Origin of the sequence: Vibrio sp. 10N.237.312.B06 (assembly GCF_041464685.1) — a bacterium.
Taxonomy (GTDB): Bacteria; Pseudomonadota; Gammaproteobacteria; order Enterobacterales; family Vibrionaceae; genus Vibrio; species Vibrio tasmaniensis_A.
The window spans coordinates 1-18,234 of record NZ_JBFSPI010000016.1 but is presented as its reverse complement, the minus strand read 5'-3'; the positions used below and the strand labels follow the sequence as shown (position 1 = coordinate 18,234).

The 18,234-nt window shown below is 43.7% G+C and carries 14 protein-coding genes and 1 riboswitch; of the genes, 6 read left to right on the top strand and 8 right to left on the bottom strand.

Annotation, left to right across the window (positions count from 1 at the left end):
• Positions 1-92: 92 nt before the first annotated feature.
• The 4 genes from mukB to cmoM all read right to left on the bottom strand — a co-directional run bounded on the left by mukB (position 93) and on the right by cmoM (position 7,578).
• On the bottom strand, positions 93-4,547 hold the full coding sequence (mukB, locus tag AB6C75_RS06420; protein WP_372107381.1) for a chromosome partition protein MukB: 4,455 nt from the start codon (positions 4,545-4,547) through the stop codon (positions 93-95).
• Entirely contained in the window at positions 4,544-5,350 is an 807-nt protein-coding gene (mukE, locus tag AB6C75_RS06415; protein WP_371703768.1) for a chromosome partition protein MukE, read from the bottom strand. Before mukE ends, mukB begins: the two co-directional genes overlap by 4 nt.
• On the bottom strand, positions 5,331-6,668 hold the full coding sequence (gene mukF / locus AB6C75_RS06410; protein ID WP_009846358.1) for a chromosome partition protein MukF: 1,338 nt from the start codon (positions 6,666-6,668) through the stop codon (positions 5,331-5,333). Before mukF ends, mukE begins: the two co-directional genes overlap by 20 nt.
• A 124-nt stretch (positions 6,669-6,792) precedes the next feature.
• Complete coding sequence (gene cmoM, locus AB6C75_RS06405; RefSeq protein WP_009846357.1) at positions 6,793-7,578, bottom strand: tRNA uridine 5-oxyacetic acid(34) methyltransferase CmoM; 786 nt, start codon at positions 7,576-7,578, stop codon at positions 6,793-6,795.
• Positions 7,579-7,693: 115 nt separating this feature from the next.
• Between cmoM and elyC the strand changes: the two genes are divergently transcribed.
• Positions 7,694-8,500: an envelope biogenesis factor ElyC gene (elyC, locus tag AB6C75_RS06400; protein ID WP_009846356.1), complete on the top strand. Its 807-nt coding sequence runs from the start codon at positions 7,694-7,696 to the stop codon at positions 8,498-8,500.
• Between the two features lie 91 nt (positions 8,501-8,591).
• Here the strand turns inward: elyC and torR are convergent, their stop codons facing one another.
• A complete protein-coding gene (gene torR, locus AB6C75_RS06395; RefSeq protein WP_009846355.1) occupies positions 8,592-9,305 on the bottom strand; it encodes a two-component system response regulator TorR in 714 nt (237 codons plus the stop codon).
• 287 nt (positions 9,306-9,592) lie between these two features.
• Between torR and torD the strand changes: the two genes are divergently transcribed.
• From torD to AB6C75_RS06370, 5 genes are all read left to right on the top strand, one after another.
• Positions 9,593-10,240, top strand: a complete 648-nt coding sequence (gene torD / locus AB6C75_RS06390) for a molecular chaperone TorD (RefSeq protein WP_372107377.1) — start codon at positions 9,593-9,595, stop codon at positions 10,238-10,240.
• 318 nt (positions 10,241-10,558) lie between these two features.
• Positions 10,559-11,563 carry an HTH-type transcriptional repressor PurR gene (gene purR / locus AB6C75_RS06385; protein ID WP_017099945.1) on the top strand — a complete coding sequence of 335 codons (1,005 nt, stop codon included), beginning with the start codon at positions 10,559-10,561 and terminating at the stop codon, positions 11,561-11,563.
• Positions 11,564-11,733: 170 nt separating this feature from the next.
• A riboswitch (cyclic di-GMP riboswitch) is annotated at positions 11,734-11,819 on the top strand.
• A 127-nt stretch (positions 11,820-11,946) separates the two neighbouring features.
• On the top strand, positions 11,947-12,537 hold the full coding sequence (locus tag AB6C75_RS06380) for a TfoX/Sxy family DNA transformation protein (RefSeq protein WP_009846352.1): 591 nt from the start codon (positions 11,947-11,949) through the stop codon (positions 12,535-12,537).
• Between the two features lie 154 nt (positions 12,538-12,691).
• The gene (locus AB6C75_RS06375) at positions 12,692-13,372 is read left to right on the top strand and encodes a TVP38/TMEM64 family protein (RefSeq protein ID WP_009846351.1); all 681 of its coding nucleotides are present in this window, start codon (positions 12,692-12,694) and stop codon (positions 13,370-13,372) included.
• Between the two features lie 106 nt (positions 13,373-13,478).
• On the top strand, positions 13,479-13,796 hold the full coding sequence (locus AB6C75_RS06370; protein ID WP_102248916.1) for a DUF2007 domain-containing protein: 318 nt from the start codon (positions 13,479-13,481) through the stop codon (positions 13,794-13,796).
• A 129-nt stretch (positions 13,797-13,925) separates the two neighbouring features.
• On the opposite strand, the gene AB6C75_RS06365 is transcribed toward AB6C75_RS06370, so the two are convergent.
• The 3 genes from AB6C75_RS06365 to glgC form a co-directional block, all read right to left on the bottom strand.
• Positions 13,926-14,723 carry an alpha/beta fold hydrolase gene (locus AB6C75_RS06365; protein WP_009846349.1) on the bottom strand — a complete coding sequence of 266 codons (798 nt, stop codon included), beginning with the start codon at positions 14,721-14,723 and terminating at the stop codon, positions 13,926-13,928.
• A gap of 283 nt (positions 14,724-15,006) precedes the next feature.
• Positions 15,007-16,461, bottom strand: a complete 1,455-nt coding sequence (gene glgA / locus AB6C75_RS06360; protein ID WP_372107374.1) for a glycogen synthase GlgA — start codon at positions 16,459-16,461, stop codon at positions 15,007-15,009.
• Positions 16,451-17,680 (bottom strand): glucose-1-phosphate adenylyltransferase, encoded by a 1,230-nt coding sequence (gene glgC, locus AB6C75_RS06355; RefSeq protein WP_081326175.1) that lies wholly within the window; start codon positions 17,678-17,680, stop codon positions 16,451-16,453. Before glgC ends, glgA begins: the two co-directional genes overlap by 11 nt.
• Positions 17,681-18,234 lie beyond the last annotated feature (554 nt).

Below are 18,234 nucleotides of genomic sequence, written 5' to 3'. Positions count from 1 at the left end.
AAAAGAATACGAGACCCGTGAAGCTGCCAAACAAAAAAAGCCCCGAAGTGTATACTTCGAGGCCATTAATTTACGGTAGATAGATTACGCTTCTAAGGGGTTTCGATAAGCTCTTGAACAGGAGATACCGGTTTGTTTTGAGCAAAGCCTCTTAGGCCAACAACGTGTACATGTTCGTGATCTTTGAAAACCTTACGTACCAGTTTATAGGTTGTACCTTTCTCTGGGCTAATGTTCTCTGGCGCTGCAATCAGAAGTTGCATACCTAAACGGTCACACAGTTCAAACAGCGTAGAAATCGACTTAGAATCCAGACGTGCGGCTTCATCAAGGAACAACAAACGACATGGAACGATATCTTTACTGCGAAGTCGACGAGACTCCTCTTCCCAGCTCTGAATAACCATCAATAGGATTGATTGACCCGTACCGATCGCTTCACCCGTAGACAGTGCGCCCGATTCCGCTTGTAACCAACCATCTGAACCACGGTTAACTTCAACACTCAGCTCTAGGTAGTTACGGTAATCCAGTAACTCTTCACCAAGAACTTGTGGAGAACGTTGACCCATATCGATATGTGGATTGACACGTTGGAACAACTTCGCCATTGCTTCAGAGAAGGTAAAGCGCGTTGATTCGAACAAGTCTTTATGCTGCTCTTGTTGAGTCGCTAAGCCTGATAGCAAAATCTCGTGGCTTTCACGGATCTTAACGTTCAGACGCACGCCTTTAACCTGACCAAAGTAGATATTCGACAGACCTTGGTTGAGCATACGAATACGGTTCTGCTCGCGCTGAATCGTTTTCTTGATGATGCTTGCTACCGACTCAGAGCTGATCGCTAAGCGGTTTTCACGCTGCGTCAGTTCTTCTGTTAGTCGAGCTAGCTCTACTTCCATCTCTTCGATTGCTTCAACCGGATCATCCGTATGAATGATGTCTTGGCGAATGCGCTCTCGAAGGTGTTGGTAAACCGCAATGTAGAACAGAACCTTACGCTCTGGATGTGCGTTGTCTTCAGAGAGACGCAGCGAATCACGCAGGTCGTCATTGTCGGCTACAGCCAGACGTAGCGCACCCAGTGATTTATCCGACATAGAGCGAAGTTCGCCCGCCGTTAGATAAGCCAGTTCACGTTTGTGCAGACGACGTTCAACGTCATTCTCACGAGCTAAGCGAAGTACTGAACACCAGCCGGCTTTTGCTGCAACAACGAAGGTACGAAGCTCTGTGTACTCTTTCTGAACTTTCTTAAGACGCTTAGCCAGCGCTTTCATCTCAAGTTCAGTTGAGGTAATCGTGCGTTCGTATTCACTCTTACGGCTACGAGAAGTATGCAAACGCTCTTGAAGTTCGTCACGACGACGAACCGCGCGCTCTTCAGCACCTTCATCAGCGTTAACACCGAACTCTTGAAGCTCTTGCTTGAACTCTTGAACCGTCTCTTGCTTCACTTGATGTGAGCTCTTCAGCGCTGCCAATACTTGGTTGTACTGGTTCATCTGTTCGCGAGCTTGCTTCAAGCCATCGCGGCCTTTCGCTCGTGCTTGTTCTGCTTGAACCAACTTCGCTTTCAGTTGCTCGCTCAGTTCGCTGCTCTTGTTAAGCAGGTCAACAGAATCTGCGTAAGCAAAGTAGTGACGACGTTCGATTAAGTCAGAAAGAGCAAACACTTTACCTTTTAGAGTTTGTAACGCGCTGTCCGCCTGACGATACTCGGCTTCCAAAGCTTCGAATTGCTCTGGGTCAGCATCGAGTGCAGAAACGATTTGCTCCAATGAAGTAAGCGCTTTGCCATGAGTGTTCAAGTAAGACTTAGCTTCGCTTAAACGCTCTAGTTGTGCTTCTAATTCAGCGAGACGCTCAGCTAATGTTTCGTCTTCAAGAATACGAACCATTGGTGCCAGTTTGTCCAGTGCACCAAGTGCCTGCTTGCTTTGTAGAAGCTGACTGCGTTGTTGTTGCTCTTTAGAGTCAAGCTCAGCCAGAGAACGAACAATTTGATTACGCTTATCACGAATAGCAGCCAGTGCTTGTTCTGGATCTGCGTTAAACGCAACGTGCAGATGCTTAGCAACAAAGCTGTTGAATGCTTGGTATAGGCGATTCAGTTTCTGAGAGTCAAACGCAGCTTTGGCGTGGTTTTCTACCACAACGTCACGCTCTTCACGCAATTTCTCTAGGCGTTGCTCACGAGCTGCACGACCAAACAATGGAATCTCAGGGAAGCGCGAGTAACGCATTTGACGATCGTTCAGTTGAACACACACCGCACCTTCAAGCTCATCGGCATTGAATGAGCTGTCATCAAACGCATCTACATCACCTTCTAGGATGTAAAGGTCTTCTGGACAATCATCAAGATCCACCAGCTTCTCTTTAATGCCATCAAGGTCCGAAACCACAATTGCGTGACGAGCCGGGCCGTACATCGCACTGAAGTACGGCGCATCGCCAATCGTGATGTCATCGTAGATCTCAGAAAGCAGCACGCCACCAAGCGTATCCGCTAGACCTTTCAGGCGAGGATCGTTAGAACCACCTGGAGAAGCTAAGCGTTCAATCTCTTGCTCAAGTTCAGCTCGGCGCGTAGCCAACTGATCTTTTGCTACCGCTTGAGATTTCTCGTCTTCAAGCACTTGCTGCATTTGAGTCATTACTGCTTGGCTATCTTCTAGCTCAGCTTCTGTTTGATCTCTTAGGGCTTCAAGTGCATCGTTCGCCGTGATCCACGCTGGAGCAATAGACTCAAGTTTTTGAATCTCTTGGTCTTGGTTTTGTTGCACACGACGTTGCTCACTCTTCGCTTCACGCAGCTCTTCTTGAGCATACTCAAGAGATTCGATCTGGATTGCATGGCGTTCACGTTCTTCATCGAAAACCGTTTCGTCAGTCAGTGAGATGTTGTGTTGCTTTTGGTATTCAGTCGCAAGCTCTTTTGCTTGACGCTGCTGCGCCACATCACGAGCCATGTCGCGGTGCTGAGCACGCCACTGCTGTTCGTTTTCAACAACGTGTTTTGCGTTACGGCCTTTTTCTAACGCTTGCTTAGCACTGGTAGACGCTTCTTTACGCTCAACATCACCAACAATGCTTTTAACAAGAGACAGTGCTTTGTCGAACTGTGCAGACGCAGCAGAGGACATGTCTAGCTTATGTTTAGTCGACAGTAGCGTTTGAGTGCTTGATTCTTCTTGTGCTTTTAGCTCAGAAACCAGAGTTAATGCGCTTTCTGCCGTAATAGACTCATCACCAAGTAGCTGTTTAGTTTTCTCTAATGCTTGAACCGCTTGCTGGTATTGAAGCGCACGAGTCTGCTGAACATCCAACGCTTGTTGGTAGTCAGCAAGCTGAGTTTTCAGGCTATCCACTTCTTCTTCAGTTATGGTTGCCTGTTCTTCAGCAAGAAGTACTCGCTCTTGAGCTTCTTCAACCACCATAATCTGCTCTTCTAGACGCTCATTAAGCTCTTCCAGATCTTCGCTGTAACGAGCGATTTTCTCTTGCTGACGAAGTGCTGTTTGAACCAATTGAAGATGATCCGACGCCGCTTGATAGTCTTGCTCTAGTGCCGATTCTTGATCGACCAACAACTCAAGCTCTTCTTGAACGCGGTTCAACAAGTTGTTTTGATCAAGCAAGGTCTCGCGAGAACCAAACAGTTCACCACGAAACTTCATGGTTTGATCAAGCTTGTTACGACGATCGTTGGCATGGCGCATGTAATCTGCTGCCACGTAGTTCGTAGATTCAGTGATCAAGTGCTTGAACAGGTCACGATCCGACTGAGTCGTTTTGATCGCTTCTAGCGTCATGCGGTTTTCACGCAGTGCTGATTCCATATCTTGGAATGCTTTCTTCACACCGCCATTTTGCGGCAGAAGGTAATCACGCAGAGAACGTGTAATCGCACTTGAGATACCGCCGTAAAGTGATGCTTCAATCAAACGGTAGAACTTAGAACGGTCGCTGCTGTTACGCAGTTTCTTAGGAACAACACCGTACTCAAACATCTGTGAGTGGTAATCAACAATCGAAGAGAAGGCTTTAAAGTGCGCCCCTTCATATTGCGCTACCGCTGCTTTCACGTCGTTCAGTTGACACACACGAGCGTGGCTGTCTGAAACGTTCTGAATCAATACATCCGTTGGCTTCACATGGCTTGGAAGGCCTTGGATTACAAACGGTTTGATGTCGACCTTCTTATCACGACCCGCAACTTGCTGCAGTTTTACTGCAAACAATAGGCGTTGATTACGAGAGTTCACAACATCTAGCGCGGCATAACATGCGCCTGGCTGAAGCTTACCGTAGAGACCTTTATCACGAGATGACTGTGAGCTACCCGCTTCCGTAGTGTTACGGAAATGCAGAAGGCTTTGGTCAGGGATAAGTGCTGTAATGAATGCCGCCATTGTGGTCGACTTACCTGCACCGTTACCGCCAGAAAGCGTTGTAACCAATCCATCAATATCAAAAGTACGCGCGAAGAAGCCGTTCCAGTTGACCATGGTTAATGATTGATATTTACCTCTTTCAATCATGCTTCACCTTCTACTTTTGTTTGTTCGCTGTCGTTTGACTCAAGGTCAAAGTCAGCTTGATCGTTAAAAATGTCTTGTTGACCGTTTTCGTCTACGTCTAAATCTATTTCTGAGACGGCTTCTGCTTGTTCTTCATTCAACAAGCTACCTTGGTTAGGCTCTTGAGTATGAACAACAGCTTCGCCATCACGAATAAGACGTAATTGTGCTTCTTTCATATCATCGCCAACACGAACGTCCGCACCAAAACGGAACACCGCTTCGCTGATACGGAATTTACCTGTTTCACCAATCACGATCAGCATGCCGATACGACGTAAACGGCGTAAAGAAGTACGTACTTTTTCAAACAGCTTTTCTTTGTCTAAGTCAGAACCAGACGCACGGTTGGTTGCTAGCTTCATGAGTTTTTTCTCATCCGCTAACGACATCAGTTCATCAAATAACTCTTGATTGGTGAAGATGCCTTCATGAGCCAAACGCTCTGGGCTTAGGTATAAGAAACACAATACTTTGCCAACCAGCATGTCGAGCTCAGACAACACACTACGGCTAATTAAAGACGTAGAACGCGGACGCAAGTAAAAGAAACCTTCAGGTGCTTTTACCAGTTCCGTATTGTAGCGTTGGTAAAAATGCTGAAGCTCAACTTCAAAATCAGAAAGTAACGCATGGTTATCGAGGTCTTCTGTTGAAACATGCTTGCCTGAACGCAACATGCTATCTAGCGCAGGAAACAATGGGTTCGCTATCGCTTTTACCAGTTTCTCTGGCATGTAATCATCAGTACTTGTTAATGACATTTGCTTGTACCTTTGCACCGAAATCGTTGATTGCCTGCCAATCTGGCTGAATAGCCTGATAGTCAGACTCTGAGTAACCTAAGCGAACGGCTTGGTCGACAACAATTCTGGCTAAATCAAAATGGTGTGTGCGAGGGTGCGCTGCGAGGTAATCACGCAGCACAAGGCCAAGATCAATTGGCGCACCTTGCTGTTTGTGAGCTTTCAACATATCTGCGATTCGTTCTGAAAGTAGATCGTTCACTTGCTCAAATTCTTCGTATTCTACGTCGATTGGGGCTTGCCCCATCACTTCGTCATCACGGAGCACAAGTGCTTCATCGCGAAGATCCGTGAGTTTTTCTGCGTCTGCGTAGGTCAATAACCAAGGCGCATCAAAGTAGTCAGTGACTGACTGACGCAAGCGTTGGCTAAAGGCACGGTTTTTATCCATATCGATCGCGGTACGGATAAATTTATGCACGTGGCGATCGTAGCCGATCCACAAATCAATCGCTTGTTGGCCCCAACTGGTGATTCGGTCTAGCTTCATTTGCAAACCAAATAGGGTTTCGCCAACGAACTCGAGCTCATCGTCACCATAAACAATTTCTTGAATATCAAGAATCTGGGTTTGCAGTTCATCACCCGCCGCTTGCAAGGTGTCTTGCAACTCTTTTAGCGTGGCTGAGGTTTCTGATAGCAAAGACTCACAGTTGTTGATTGCTTCTCGCCAATCTTTATTTAACAGATCCGCAATTTGCTGCTTGACGGTTTGTTGCTGTTCATCCATAACCCGCTGGTTGAGATCGATCTGATCAAAAATTTCGCCAACAGAATACTTGAGCACGCCGTACACATTCCTTCTCCAATGTCCCGGAGTTCCACCTTTCTGGGCGGCTTCAATGGCTTTTGCCATCTCATCGGCAACCATAGAAAGCTGGATAGACAGTTTTAATTTAGAAAACTGGCGGTGACGTAAGTAATAATCTGAGATACCAATCGCCAATGGCGATAAGCGATAAATGCTTGCACCATCTGTGATTTCGCTGGTAAAGCGGCTGATCAACTTCTGTTTAACCAACTCATTGATAGCGTTGTTGGCACGAAACGCAGACGCTTCGCCAGTATCTTCAAACAGTCGAGTGACAATAGTGAATGCATCGTGCAGTTCACCCTCGCCCAACTCTTCATCGAACCTTTCATTGCTTAATACGGCGATAGCAATCAAAAATGCTAAGCGCTCTGGTGGCAAGTTTAATGAAAAATCATGCTGCTTGACCCAGCCCACCAACTCATCAATTGGCTGCTCTTCGGCAGTTTGAGTCATTTCACTCATTGTGGTTCCTGTTACTGTTGTTCGTCATATCGAACGTATTAGATATGACGCCTATTTCTTTATGACGCGGCTTCTTACGATGGCATAGCGCATGTTGTGGCTTCTTTTACCACATTCACCGCTGTTATTGCGCAGGTTTTTGAGCCCAAACGTGAATATAACGGCCTAGCGACAGATATGGCTCTTGGCGACATAGCTGTTTCTCTAGTTCCAACACATCTTCAAATTGGTAATCACCCATGTACTCCATATTACCTATGTAGTCACTGAAAGAACGAATGCCTGATTTACCACAGATATCTAGACCAGCGTCTTCTATCCATTGATAAACCTCTTCAGGCTTCAAGCCTTTTTGTGGTTGCAGCTTAAACCTTTTTCGATGTGGCATCCCATTCAATACATGAGGAATGTTGCCACAAATCACATTTTTCAGGACTAAACCATGGTGGTTGTAAAACATTATCGAGGCAATACCACCGGGTTTTACTTGTTCCAACAATAAATCAAGTGCCTGTTTGGGGTCTGCTAGCCATTCCATTACGGCATGAAACATCACAAAATCGACTTTCTCTTCGAGATGCTCTGCCACTTTTTGTACCGGAGAATGAATAAATCGATATTGCTCGAGCAAACCCGCTTCGCTGATACTTTCTTCTGCGAGCTTCAACATTTCAGAGGAGAGGTCGCACAGAGAAACGTTGTGGCCTAGTGTCGCAATTTTTTGTGACATCTGTGCAAGTCCACCGCCTGCATCAAGGACATGCAGCGGCGAAGCGGATTGATCAAACTTGCTCAAAGCTTGTTCTAAATCTTCCCATACGATGCACTGACGGATCTCTCCTTTGTCAGAGCCGTATATGTTTTTTGCAAATTTGTGGGCAATATCGTCGAAATTACGGTCTTCAGTCACGGCTACTTGAGTTATTATGTCCTATCGTGCCTGCTATTCTGTCACAGGAATTTCAGGAATAAAGAGGCGATGTCTCTTTTTACTACTAAGTGATGTTTTTTCGGACTATTCGGATATGTTTGAGCTGAAAAAAGTAGTGTCTTCGTTACTGATGCCACTGCCAGCAATGTTAATTCTCGCTTTTCTGGGTTTAGCCCTAGTGATGTTTACTGCAAAAAGGAAGACAGGTTGCCTAATTACCCTTTCAGCCCTCTGTGGTATTTTCCTAATCGCTTTCCAGCCTGTTTCTAGTCAACTTTTAATGCCAATGGAAAGGCAACACACCGCTTTTTTACCTATCGATGATACCGTCGATTACATTATGGTTCTTGGAAGTGGTCACGTTGTTGATGACCAAATCCCACCAACATCAGAACTTAGCCGCACCGGTCTGATGCGCTTAAGTGAAGGGATTCGTATCTTACGTCTTTACCCTGGAGCTAAACTCATTTTGTCTGGTTATGGCGCAGGCACTGAGGTGAGCAACGCCAAAATGATGGCTAAAGTAGCGCTAGCACTCGGCGTGGCAAAACCCGATATCATTCTGCTTGAAACAGCGAAAGATACGTGGGAAGAAGCTCGCCAAGCCGCTGCATTCGTTAAGAATAAGAAAATGGTGCTCGTGACATCAGCTAGCCATATGACTCGCGCACTTAATGAATTCAATGCCGCGGGCATGAAACCATTACCAGCTCCAACCAACTACCTTGCACAAGAAGGGATTGTTGAACCATGGAATAAGTATATGCCTAAGGCTATCTATCTCGAGCAGACTGAGCGCTATTGGCATGAGACGATGGGATTAGTTTGGCAAAGCTTGCGAGATTGGCTAGACACAAGTAATGACCCTGTCGAGAGCAGTACTCCGACGGTAAACAATTAAAAAGTTCAGTAACAAAAAAACCGAGGCATCATTGATGTCTCGGTTTTTTTACGTTCAAGTATCGTTACTGAAACCAGCTTTCCACGGAAAATTAGTCACCAGCAAACATGTAACCTTCACCGTGAACCGTCACAAAAATTTGTGGGTTCTTAGGGTCAAACTCCATTTTTGCACGCATACGACGGATTAACACGTCGATAGTGCGGTCATTCGGCGCGTCTACTCGATGGCTGATCATATTCAAAATACGTTCACGGCTTAATACTTGGTTAGGGTAAGAAGAGAGTGCAACCAATAGTTCATATTCAGCTTTGGTCAATTTCACCGGCTCGCTGTTCTTGCTTAGCGCACGGCGAGGTATATCAAACGTCCATTCACCAAAACGAACCACAGATTCGTCTTCTGTTTGTTCTACCGCAACCGCTGCCGTTTTACGAGCAGCCGAAATACGCCACAAGAGGTTTTTAACTCGAACCAACAACTCGCGAAGTTCGAAGGGTTTAGTAACGTAATCGTCTGCGCCCATTTCAAGGCCAACGATCTTGTCAATGCTATCCGTGCGTCCAGTAACTAAAATTATTCCAATGTCTGATTGACTGCGTAATTCGCGAGTTAGCATCAATCCATCTTCGCCTGGCAAGTTGATGTCTAACATAATGAGGTCAACGTTATTTTCTTCTAACATTTTTCTCATTTGAGCCCCGCTTTCAGCTTCGCTCACTGTGTAACCTTCGTTCTGGAAATATCCAACCAGTTTACTGCGGGTTACCACATCATCTTCTACGACTAATACGTGATAGCTCATCTACACCACTTTTCTTATTTAATAGTTTCAGTGACCATTCTATTCATAACTCGTAACAATTCTAGTACTACAGAAGATAAAAGCCAGAAACATGATTTTTTTTTGATACAAGACAATCTTAAACCTTGCTATTTGTCGCCCATCGCAATTCAATATAGGCATTACTACTAACGAGTAACTTTGCGTTTCGCAAATGACCTTGTTATTCAGCCTTGGTGTGCCTATACCCAAATCACTCGACGATGCTAGGTAAACACACACCACAAGACTAAATCAGGATCTAAGAAATGAAAGATACGAAAGCATTCAACGAACAACGAGCAGAAATATACTGGTGGCTATCAAGCTTGTTCGCTAAAGAGCTCACTCAAGAAGAACTCGATCACTACCACTCTGTTGAAATTCGTTCTTTCCTAACTGGTTTAGGTGAAAATGAAACACTAAAGCCGGCGATTGATAGCTTAGTGGATGCGCTCAACCGTCTACAAACACGTGAAGATGCTCAATTAGAATTGTCTGCTGACTTCTGTGACTTATTCTTAAAGACTGATAAACATGGCGCACTTCCTTACGCTTCTATGTATATCGGCCAGACTGGCCTATTGAACGATAAGCCAGCAAAAGATATGGAAGAGATCATGGCTAAACACAACTTAGTGGTTAACCAAGACCTAAAAGAGCCAGCTGACCACATTGCTATCGAACTCGATTTCCTAGGTAATCTAATCATTCGTTCGAACGAAACTGAACTTGAAGAAGAACTAGAGAAATCCTTCGCTGTTCAACAACAATTTATCGAACAGCAACTGCTTACTTGGGTACCAAAGTTCAACGCCAAATGTCATGACATTGACACATTCGGTTTCTACGCTTCAATCTCATCCCTGCTATTGGCATTCTGCAAATTGGACACTCAATACCTAGCTGGCGAATAAGCTTTTTTTGGCGACTCGATAAATAAATTCAATAGAATTGTGACCATTCACCCGGATTTCTGGGTGAATTTTATTGCGAGTAATTTCTAGTCAGTCTAAAATTGTGACCGCAAACGATAAAATATGAAACATTCACGAAATGCTACACTTATTGAAGTTCAGAGCATTTCGGTGTTAAGACAAGCCGCTCAATAGCGGTTTTTTGTTTTTTAGCACTTTAGTACCCAAAGAGCCCTACAAATTTAAGCTCTTAGTTAGGTAGCTTAACGGCTACTTCATTCCGTACTTTGGGAAAGTAGCTTCTAATAGGATAAAAACATGGCCACTATAAAAGATGTCGCACGCTTAGCCGGCGTATCAACAACAACCGTTTCTCACGTAATCAACAAAACTCGCTTTGTTGCTGAAGCGACTCAAGAAAAAGTAAACAAAGCCGTAGACGAACTGAACTATGCGCCAAGTGCCGTTGCTCGTAGTTTGAAGTGCAATACAACCCGCACCATCGGTATGCTAGTGACTCAATCAACTAACCTATTCTTCTCTGAAGTTATCGATGGTGTTGAGAGCTACTGCTACCGTCAAGGTTACACTTTGATCCTATGTAATACGGGCGGTATCTACGAAAAGCAACGTGACTACATTCGAATGCTTGCAGAGAAACGTGTAGATGGCATCTTAGTTATGTGTTCTGACCTGACTGAAGAACTAAGAGAGATGTTAGACCGTCACGCAGACATCCCTAAAGTTATCATGGACTGGGGCCCTGAAAGCTCTCAGGCTGATAAGATCATCGATAACTCTGAAGAAGGTGGCTACCTAGCAACCAAATACCTCATTGAGCGCGGTCACTCCAAGATTGCATGTTTAAGTGGCCACTTAGACAAAGCAGCGTGTGTTGAACGCATCTCAGGTTACAAGCGCGCACTCAATGAAGCGAAGATTACTGCCGATGAAAATATGATCATCGAAGGCAACTTTGAATGTGACACAGCTGTGATTGCTGCTGACCAAATCATTGAGATGAAAGATCGCCCTACCGCAGTATTCTGTTTTAACGACACGATGGCATTAGGACTGATGAGCCGATTACAAGAAAAAGGCATTCGTATTCCTGAAGATATCTCAGTGATCGGTTACGACAACATAGAATTGGCTGAATACTTCTCTCCACCGTTAACGACGGTTCACCAACCTAAGCGCCGTGTTGGTAAAAATGCATTCGAAATACTACTAGAGCGTATAAAAGACAAAGACCACGAGAAACGCGTCTTCGAAATGCACCCTGAAATTGTTGAGCGAAGTACAGTTAAAACGTTAAATTAATTGATGTAATGAGTTTAGTTTAATCAAGCGCACCTTTAGGTGCGTTTTTTTTCTCAACAAACAAGGTGCACTTGAGTGCATAATTCAAAGATCATTAATTGAAGCAATATCACATTTTTAAATAAGAAGTGTGAGCCTAATTCAACAAAAACTTTATTCTAATAACCCAGTCACGCACAGGGCAAACCACTTGAAAAAGTGGGACGCAAAGCTTCCGGCCTAAACCACTCGTTGGTATGGTAGCGGGGTTACCGATGGCAAAATGCAGTAACTGCTAATACTTTAGTAATTTACAGCCTATTGACAATTTAATTGCAACATTTTGCTAATCTCTCGGACCTGCTTATTTGGTGGCGTAGTTCAAATACACCGAGATAAATAACATGGATAAACCGATACTAAAGGATTCAATGAAATTATTTGAGCCCCTAGGAAAAATTAAGTCACGCTCAATGTTTGGTGGATTCGGGCTTTTTGCTGATGACACTATGTTTGCCCTGGTTGTGAATGACCAGTTGCATATACGAGCTGACAAATGCACAACACAACAATTCGAACAACAAGGATTTCAACCGTACGTCTACAAAAAACGTGGTTTTCCTGTCGTTACTAAATATTTCGCTTTACCTGAAGGCTTATGGCAAGACCAAGAGAAAATCTTGCAGCTTGCGACTACGTCTCTAGGTTTTGCTAAAGAAGAGAAAGCTGAACAATCTTCTGCTAAACCAACTAGACTCAAAGATCTGCCTAACCTTCGACTCGCTACCGAGCGGATGTTGAAAAAGGCAGGGATCGATTCTGTAGAACGTTTATATGAATCAGGCTCTGTAAACGCATTTAACGCCATCAAAGAATCGCATGCGTCTTCTGTCAGTATTGAACTGTTATGGGCGCTAGAAGGCGCGATCAATGGTACACATTGGTCTGTTATACCGCAGCAACGTCGTGAAGAGCTTATCAATCACGTCAATTAACATTGTCAGTGCAAACTATATAGATAACTAAGCCGCATTTTTGCGGCTTTTTTTATATCTGGTGAAAGTTATTCTATGCTTTGCCTGTCTATCTATACTAGTGGTATACATTGAAAAACTAATGGTATGCATTGAAAATTTAGAGGAAGTATCAATGAGTAAAAAAATGATATTGGGTATTGTGTTGGTCATAACCATCGTCTTGTTAGGCGTCAATTTCGGCCAGTACTTAACGCTTGAAAATGCAAAAGCCCAGCAAGCTGTTTTGAATGACTACATCGAGAGCAATTTCATTGCCGCTGCCGCTATCTACTTTGTCGCGTATGTCATGATTACGGCTTTCTCAATTCCTGGCGCTGCCGTTGTTACGCTGTTAGGCGCTGCGCTGTTTGGGTTTTGGAACAGTTTACTGCTGGTGTCTTTCGCGAGCGCTATTGGCGCAACCCTCGCCTTCTTAAGTAGCCGTTACCTGTTACGTGACTGGATCCAAACCAAGTTTGGCGACAAGTTAGCCACCATCAATAAGGGCGTTGAGAAAGACGGTGCATTTTACTTATTCTCGCTACGTCTAATTCCTGTTTTCCCGTTTTTCCTTATCAATCTATTGATGGGTCTAACACCGATGTCGGTGAGTCGTTACTATATTACTAGCCAAATCGGTATGTTGCCGGGTACCGCCGTTTTCTTGAATGCCGGAACTCAACTCGCAGAAATTGATTCACTTTCGGGCATCGTGTCTCCCTCAGTACTGTTGTCATTTGCCTTACTGGGTGTATTCCCAATTATTGCTAAATGGTTAATGAACAAATTTCGCTCAGCACCTGTCGCTGAGTAACGTATATAGCTAAATAACTAAGTAACTAAGTAACTAAGTAACTAAGTAACTAAGTAACTAAGTAGCTAAATAACGCATGCAGCCAAATAAATAAGGTTCTATTTCAATGAAAATCTTCAGTGCATCGAATCCGACAGAAGCTCATATCATCTGTGGATTGTTAGAAAGTGAGAATATTGCGTGTGAAGTCCGTGGTGAGGGTTTGTTTGGTTTAAAAGGTGAAATCCCATTTACCGAAGATACAGACCCTTACGTATGGCTACATGAGCCAGAACTCGCTAGTAAAGCCCGCACGATCGTCAATGACTACCAAAAACAGCAAGATTCGATCATCTATGAAGAGTGGCGTTGTGGTGAGTGTCATGAAATCAATGAAGCACAATTCGGGTCTTGTTGGCAGTGCGGCGCTGCTTCGCCTGAATAGCAAAGTTTCAGTTATTACAGACACGATTCGGTCAAATACCTCCTCCAAATAAAAACGGGAAGCTAAATTAGCTTCCCGTTTTTATTTTAATTCTATTGGATCATCGAGTCTGATAACCAACCCCAATAATCACTGAATTTGCTTTTGGATAAAAGCGATAGATTGTTGATTGAATTCTTCAGGATTTTCTACATTACATACATGCCCACAGTTGGCAATTTCTACCAACTCGCTCGACTCGTGCGCTTCGACCATTTCTTTAACGGGTTTGATGAACATGTAATCGCGCTCGCCCATCAAATACAAAGTCGGAATCGGCAACTCCCTGTCTTTAAAGTATTTCATCAATGGGTTCACATCAGCCGTGAGGATAAACCAGCGCTTGAACTCTTTTTGGCACAGCTTTTTCGCTTCGCGGATAAACAGGTGACGTGATTCTTTCTGACTTTTTTGCGGCATCACAACATAAGCAAAAAGGCTGTATAGCCACATATAAGGAATGATGTGCTTACTCAGGTTTCCTAATTTGATTAAGACTTGAGATCGAGTGTTGAGTTTAGTGACAGCACCACCAAGCACCATCGAACGTACTCTGCTTGCCGCCAGTTCGGCCACGTTACGAACGATAATTGTACCCAAAGACATACCCACAAAGTGTGCGGATCGGATTTTTAGATGATCTAACACTTTAAGAATATCGAGCGTTACTGATTTGAACGTATAACGGTTCGAAATCAGATCTTTAAGTATGTTGTCTGATTTACCGTGCCCTCTCAAGTCAATGAGAAGCAAGTTGAAATGCTGTTTATACGCTTTGATCTGCTTAAACCAAATGGAGGAACTGCCCCCTGCGCCATGCACAAATACAACCCACTCATCGCTCGTAGGGTGAGTAAATGTTTTATGAAATAATAAACTCTCAGACATACCTATCGCTTAATTTATTTATGGAGCTAAGCCTCATCACAAGGCGATGACTAAGGATATCACGCAATTAAGAATTTTAAGTGATAATAGTGTCAAACCCAACACTAGTCATGTGAATACCTGACCACCTTTTCTACCTGACTAAAATGAGTTTGCAAGCTTTGTCTTTGGAAACGTGATGTGATCTGACCAGAAAACAAAAAGGCACTCTATCAGCAGAGCGCCTTCTTTTATTATGAACGGTTGTTATTCAACAACTGAATTTTAAAGCTAAGTCAAAAAGTTAAAATGCAGAATGGTACATCGCAAGATATTCTTGTGCCGCATCTTCCCAACTAAAGTCTTGTTGCATCGCGTAAAGTTGAACGCGCTTAATTTCAGATGGATTTTGAGCATAAAGTAGTAATGAACGATGCAATACCGCTAGCAATGCTTGCGGTGTTGGCTCTTCAAAAGCAAAGCCTGTTGCTATCTCGGGATCCTGATCGTAATCATTCACACTGTCCTTTAAACCACCAACAGAGCGCACAATAGGCAAAGTGCCGTAAGCCATGCTGTAGATTTGGTTCAAGCCACAAGGCTCAAATTCAGAAGGCATCAAGAAAAAATCAGAGCCCGCTTCAACCAAATGCGCTAGTTCATTATTGTAGGCTTCTACGAATGAGAACTTGTCTGAATGAAGTGCTGATAACTCTTTCAATTGACTAGCCAAAACCGGATCACCAGTACCGACAATCACGATCTGCAATTCGTTTTTCAAGAACTGCTCGATGATAGGCAGTAAGTAATGAACGCCTTTTTGGTTGGTCAGACGGCAAACCATGCCATAAACCGCACAATCGGTAACGGGTAAACCAACATCTTGTTGCAGTTTTTGCTTACAAGCAGATTTCCCACGAGTCATGCTGTGTTTCGTTGCTTTGAATTTACGAGGAAGGAAAGCGTCTGTTTCCGGGTTCCAAGCTCCATAATCACAACCGTTGAGAATACCAAATAAGTCTGCCGAACGATGTTGGAACTCTGCAGCCATGCCATGGCTACCTAACTCCGTTTTCAGCTCTTCTGCATACGTTGGGCTTACTGCATTGATCTTATCGGCACACATCACCCCTGCTTTTAGCATGGTGACATGCGTGTCACTTACAGATGCTTCAGGCACATTGTAACTGTGCATCTCTGGCAGACATTGCAGTTCATCGTATGCGAACACCCCTTTGAAAACTGCATTGTGAATCGAGATAACACTGCGCGTATTTTCAAAGAAATCGTGTTGTTGATAACGTGATTTAAGCAAGAAAGGCACAAAACCTGTGTGCCAGTCATTTGCATGAATGATATCAGGTTGGAACGCGAGCTTAGGAAGCATATCCAAACAAGCCGTACTGAAGAACGAGAAGCGCTCTCCGTTATCGGCATACGCTTGATTGTTCTCTGCGTACATTTCAGGGCGATCGAAATACTTAGCACATTCAATAGCGAAGATTTGAACACCTTCGACACTCAACTTTTTGACTTGATAAGCAGTATGAGGCCAATGATCGAGCTCGGTCGACAAAATCACTTCAGCTGAATCAATGTTTGGAATGTTTCTATAAGCAGGGATGGTCACTCGAACATCTTGCTCGAGTGTTTGTAACGCTTTTGGCAGTGCCTTGGCTACATCAGCCAAGCCACCACTTTTAATCAAGCCTTCAACTTCAGACGCTACAAAAAGTACCGAGAGAGTCTTAGTAACCAACTCGAGCTCCTTTAGGAATAACTACTACACCATCGTCAGAGACATGGTAATGCTTTTTATCTTCTTTCAGATTTACGCCAATCTGTGTTCCAGGTGCGATATCTGCATCTTTATCGACGATGACACGACGAAGTACGCAACCTTCACCCACTTTCACGTCACCGAGTAAGATACTCTCACTAATATCACACGCTGATGCGATATTACTGCGGAAACCCAATACACACTTCTCAATGCGAGAACCACGTACATAGCTACCATTACACACTAAGCTATCGATGATCTGAACACGGCCGTTTGCCGAATCAGTAAACGTAGCCGGCGGTAGTGGCGGATAGTATGTATGTAGTGGCCACTTGCGGTTGTATAGCGAGAATGGCGCATCTTTCTCAAGAAGATCCATATGAGCTTGCCAGTACGCGTCAATCGTACCTACATCGCGCCAATAAACTTCTTCTTTCTCACCAGTAATACGGTTAGTACTGAAGTCATAAACAAACACATCACCACGCGGAACCATGTTTGGAATGATGTCTTTTCCGAAATCATGTGTCGAGTCTTCTTTATCTGCATCTTCAACAAGTTCTGCGAACAACTCGTTAGCTTCAAATACGTAGTTACCCATAGACACAAGCGCAGACTCCGGGTCACCTGGAATTGGTTTCGGGTTAGCCGGTTTCTCTTCAAAACCAATCATACGGCCTTCAGCATCCACTTCGATAACGCCGAATTCAGATGCTTCAGCAAGCGGCATACGCAATGCAGAAACGGTTAAAGCCGCTTTCTTCTCTTTATGGAAATCAAGCATCTGCTTAATGTCCATTTTGTAAATATGATCTGATCCAAAAATACAAACTTGATCAGGTTCTTCCAACTGCATGAAGCGAAGGTTTTGATAAATAGCATCTGCAGTACCTTCATACCAACGCTTACCTGTACGCATTTGCGCAGGGATTGGGTCGATAAAACGGTCGGTTATACCACTGATATTCCAACCTTTTTTCATGTGATGGAACAGTGATTGTGACTTAAACTGTGTTAATACGTAGATCTTCATTAGATCAGCATTAACGAAGTTATTCAGAGCGAAATCAATTAAGCGGTAACTACCACCGAAAGGAACCGAGGGTTTGCTGCGAGATTCAGTTAAAGGTCTTAAGCGAGAGCCTTCACCACCAGCAAGAATCATTCCCAATACACCAGCCATTTTATTCTCCATATATTTATAGCTTGTCGATGTTAGTGCTCTAAGAGGTATCTTCCTCTGGGGGATGAGCACCAACACTTATTTCGGTACTTAACGAATATCCATTCACATGCAGTGAAAATATCCTAAGCCAAACGTTGTTAAGTGTGCACTATTGTTTGCACTTGGTTTTATATACGTTATCGACTTTCCGGTCGATTTCAATTTTTAATACGCCATTCTGTGTTATGTAAGCCGATTGCTTTCCTAAGACTTAAAGCAGCTCACATTACACTGTTTTTATGAAACATTAAGTTAACACTCGGAATACATCAGGTATACAACTAAAACCTGATCTGTGACTTACAATATTTTAATTAAGTTACAATCACGTTAAGGTTGCATAATTAAAGATTATTATCCATTTCATTTATTTCATGACCTGAATTTAACAAATAGACACAGGTAAGGCCGACGATCGAGAGACAGCATAATTAGTCATATTCAGATCAAAAAAAAGCAGCCTAATGGCTAACACTGATCATTTAAGCATTTTCCTGATCAGTTGAACGATCCTACAGATGGTT

Bases quoted from the DNA above. Each gene is read 5' to 3' on its own strand.
- glgC (WP_081326175.1), bottom strand. From the start codon at position 17,680: ATGGAGAATAAAATGGCTGGTGTATTGGGAATGATTCTTGCTGGTGGT.
- AB6C75_RS06370 (WP_102248916.1), top strand. From the start codon at position 13,479: ATGAAAATCTTCAGTGCATCGAATCCGACAGAAGCTCATATCATCTGT.
- elyC (WP_009846356.1), top strand. From the start codon at position 7,694: ATGTTTGAGCTGAAAAAAGTAGTGTCTTCGTTACTGATGCCACTGCCA.
- mukE (WP_371703768.1), bottom strand. From the start codon at position 5,350: ATGTCATTAACAAGTACTGATGATTACATGCCAGAGAAACTGGTAAAA.
- torR (WP_009846355.1), bottom strand. From the start codon at position 9,305: ATGAGCTATCACGTATTAGTCGTAGAAGATGATGTGGTAACCCGCAGT.
- purR (WP_017099945.1), top strand. From the start codon at position 10,559: ATGGCCACTATAAAAGATGTCGCACGCTTAGCCGGCGTATCAACAACA.
- AB6C75_RS06375 (WP_009846351.1), top strand. From the start codon at position 12,692: ATGAGTAAAAAAATGATATTGGGTATTGTGTTGGTCATAACCATCGTC.
- mukF (WP_009846358.1), bottom strand. From the start codon at position 6,668: ATGAGTGAAATGACTCAAACTGCCGAAGAGCAGCCAATTGATGAGTTG.
- AB6C75_RS06365 (WP_009846349.1), bottom strand. From the start codon at position 14,723: ATGTCTGAGAGTTTATTATTTCATAAAACATTTACTCACCCTACGAGC.
- mukB (WP_372107381.1), bottom strand. From the start codon at position 4,547: ATGATTGAAAGAGGTAAATATCAATCATTAACCATGGTCAACTGGAAC.
- AB6C75_RS06380 (WP_009846352.1), top strand. From the start codon at position 11,947: ATGGATAAACCGATACTAAAGGATTCAATGAAATTATTTGAGCCCCTA.
- torD (WP_372107377.1), top strand. From the start codon at position 9,593: ATGAAAGATACGAAAGCATTCAACGAACAACGAGCAGAAATATACTGG.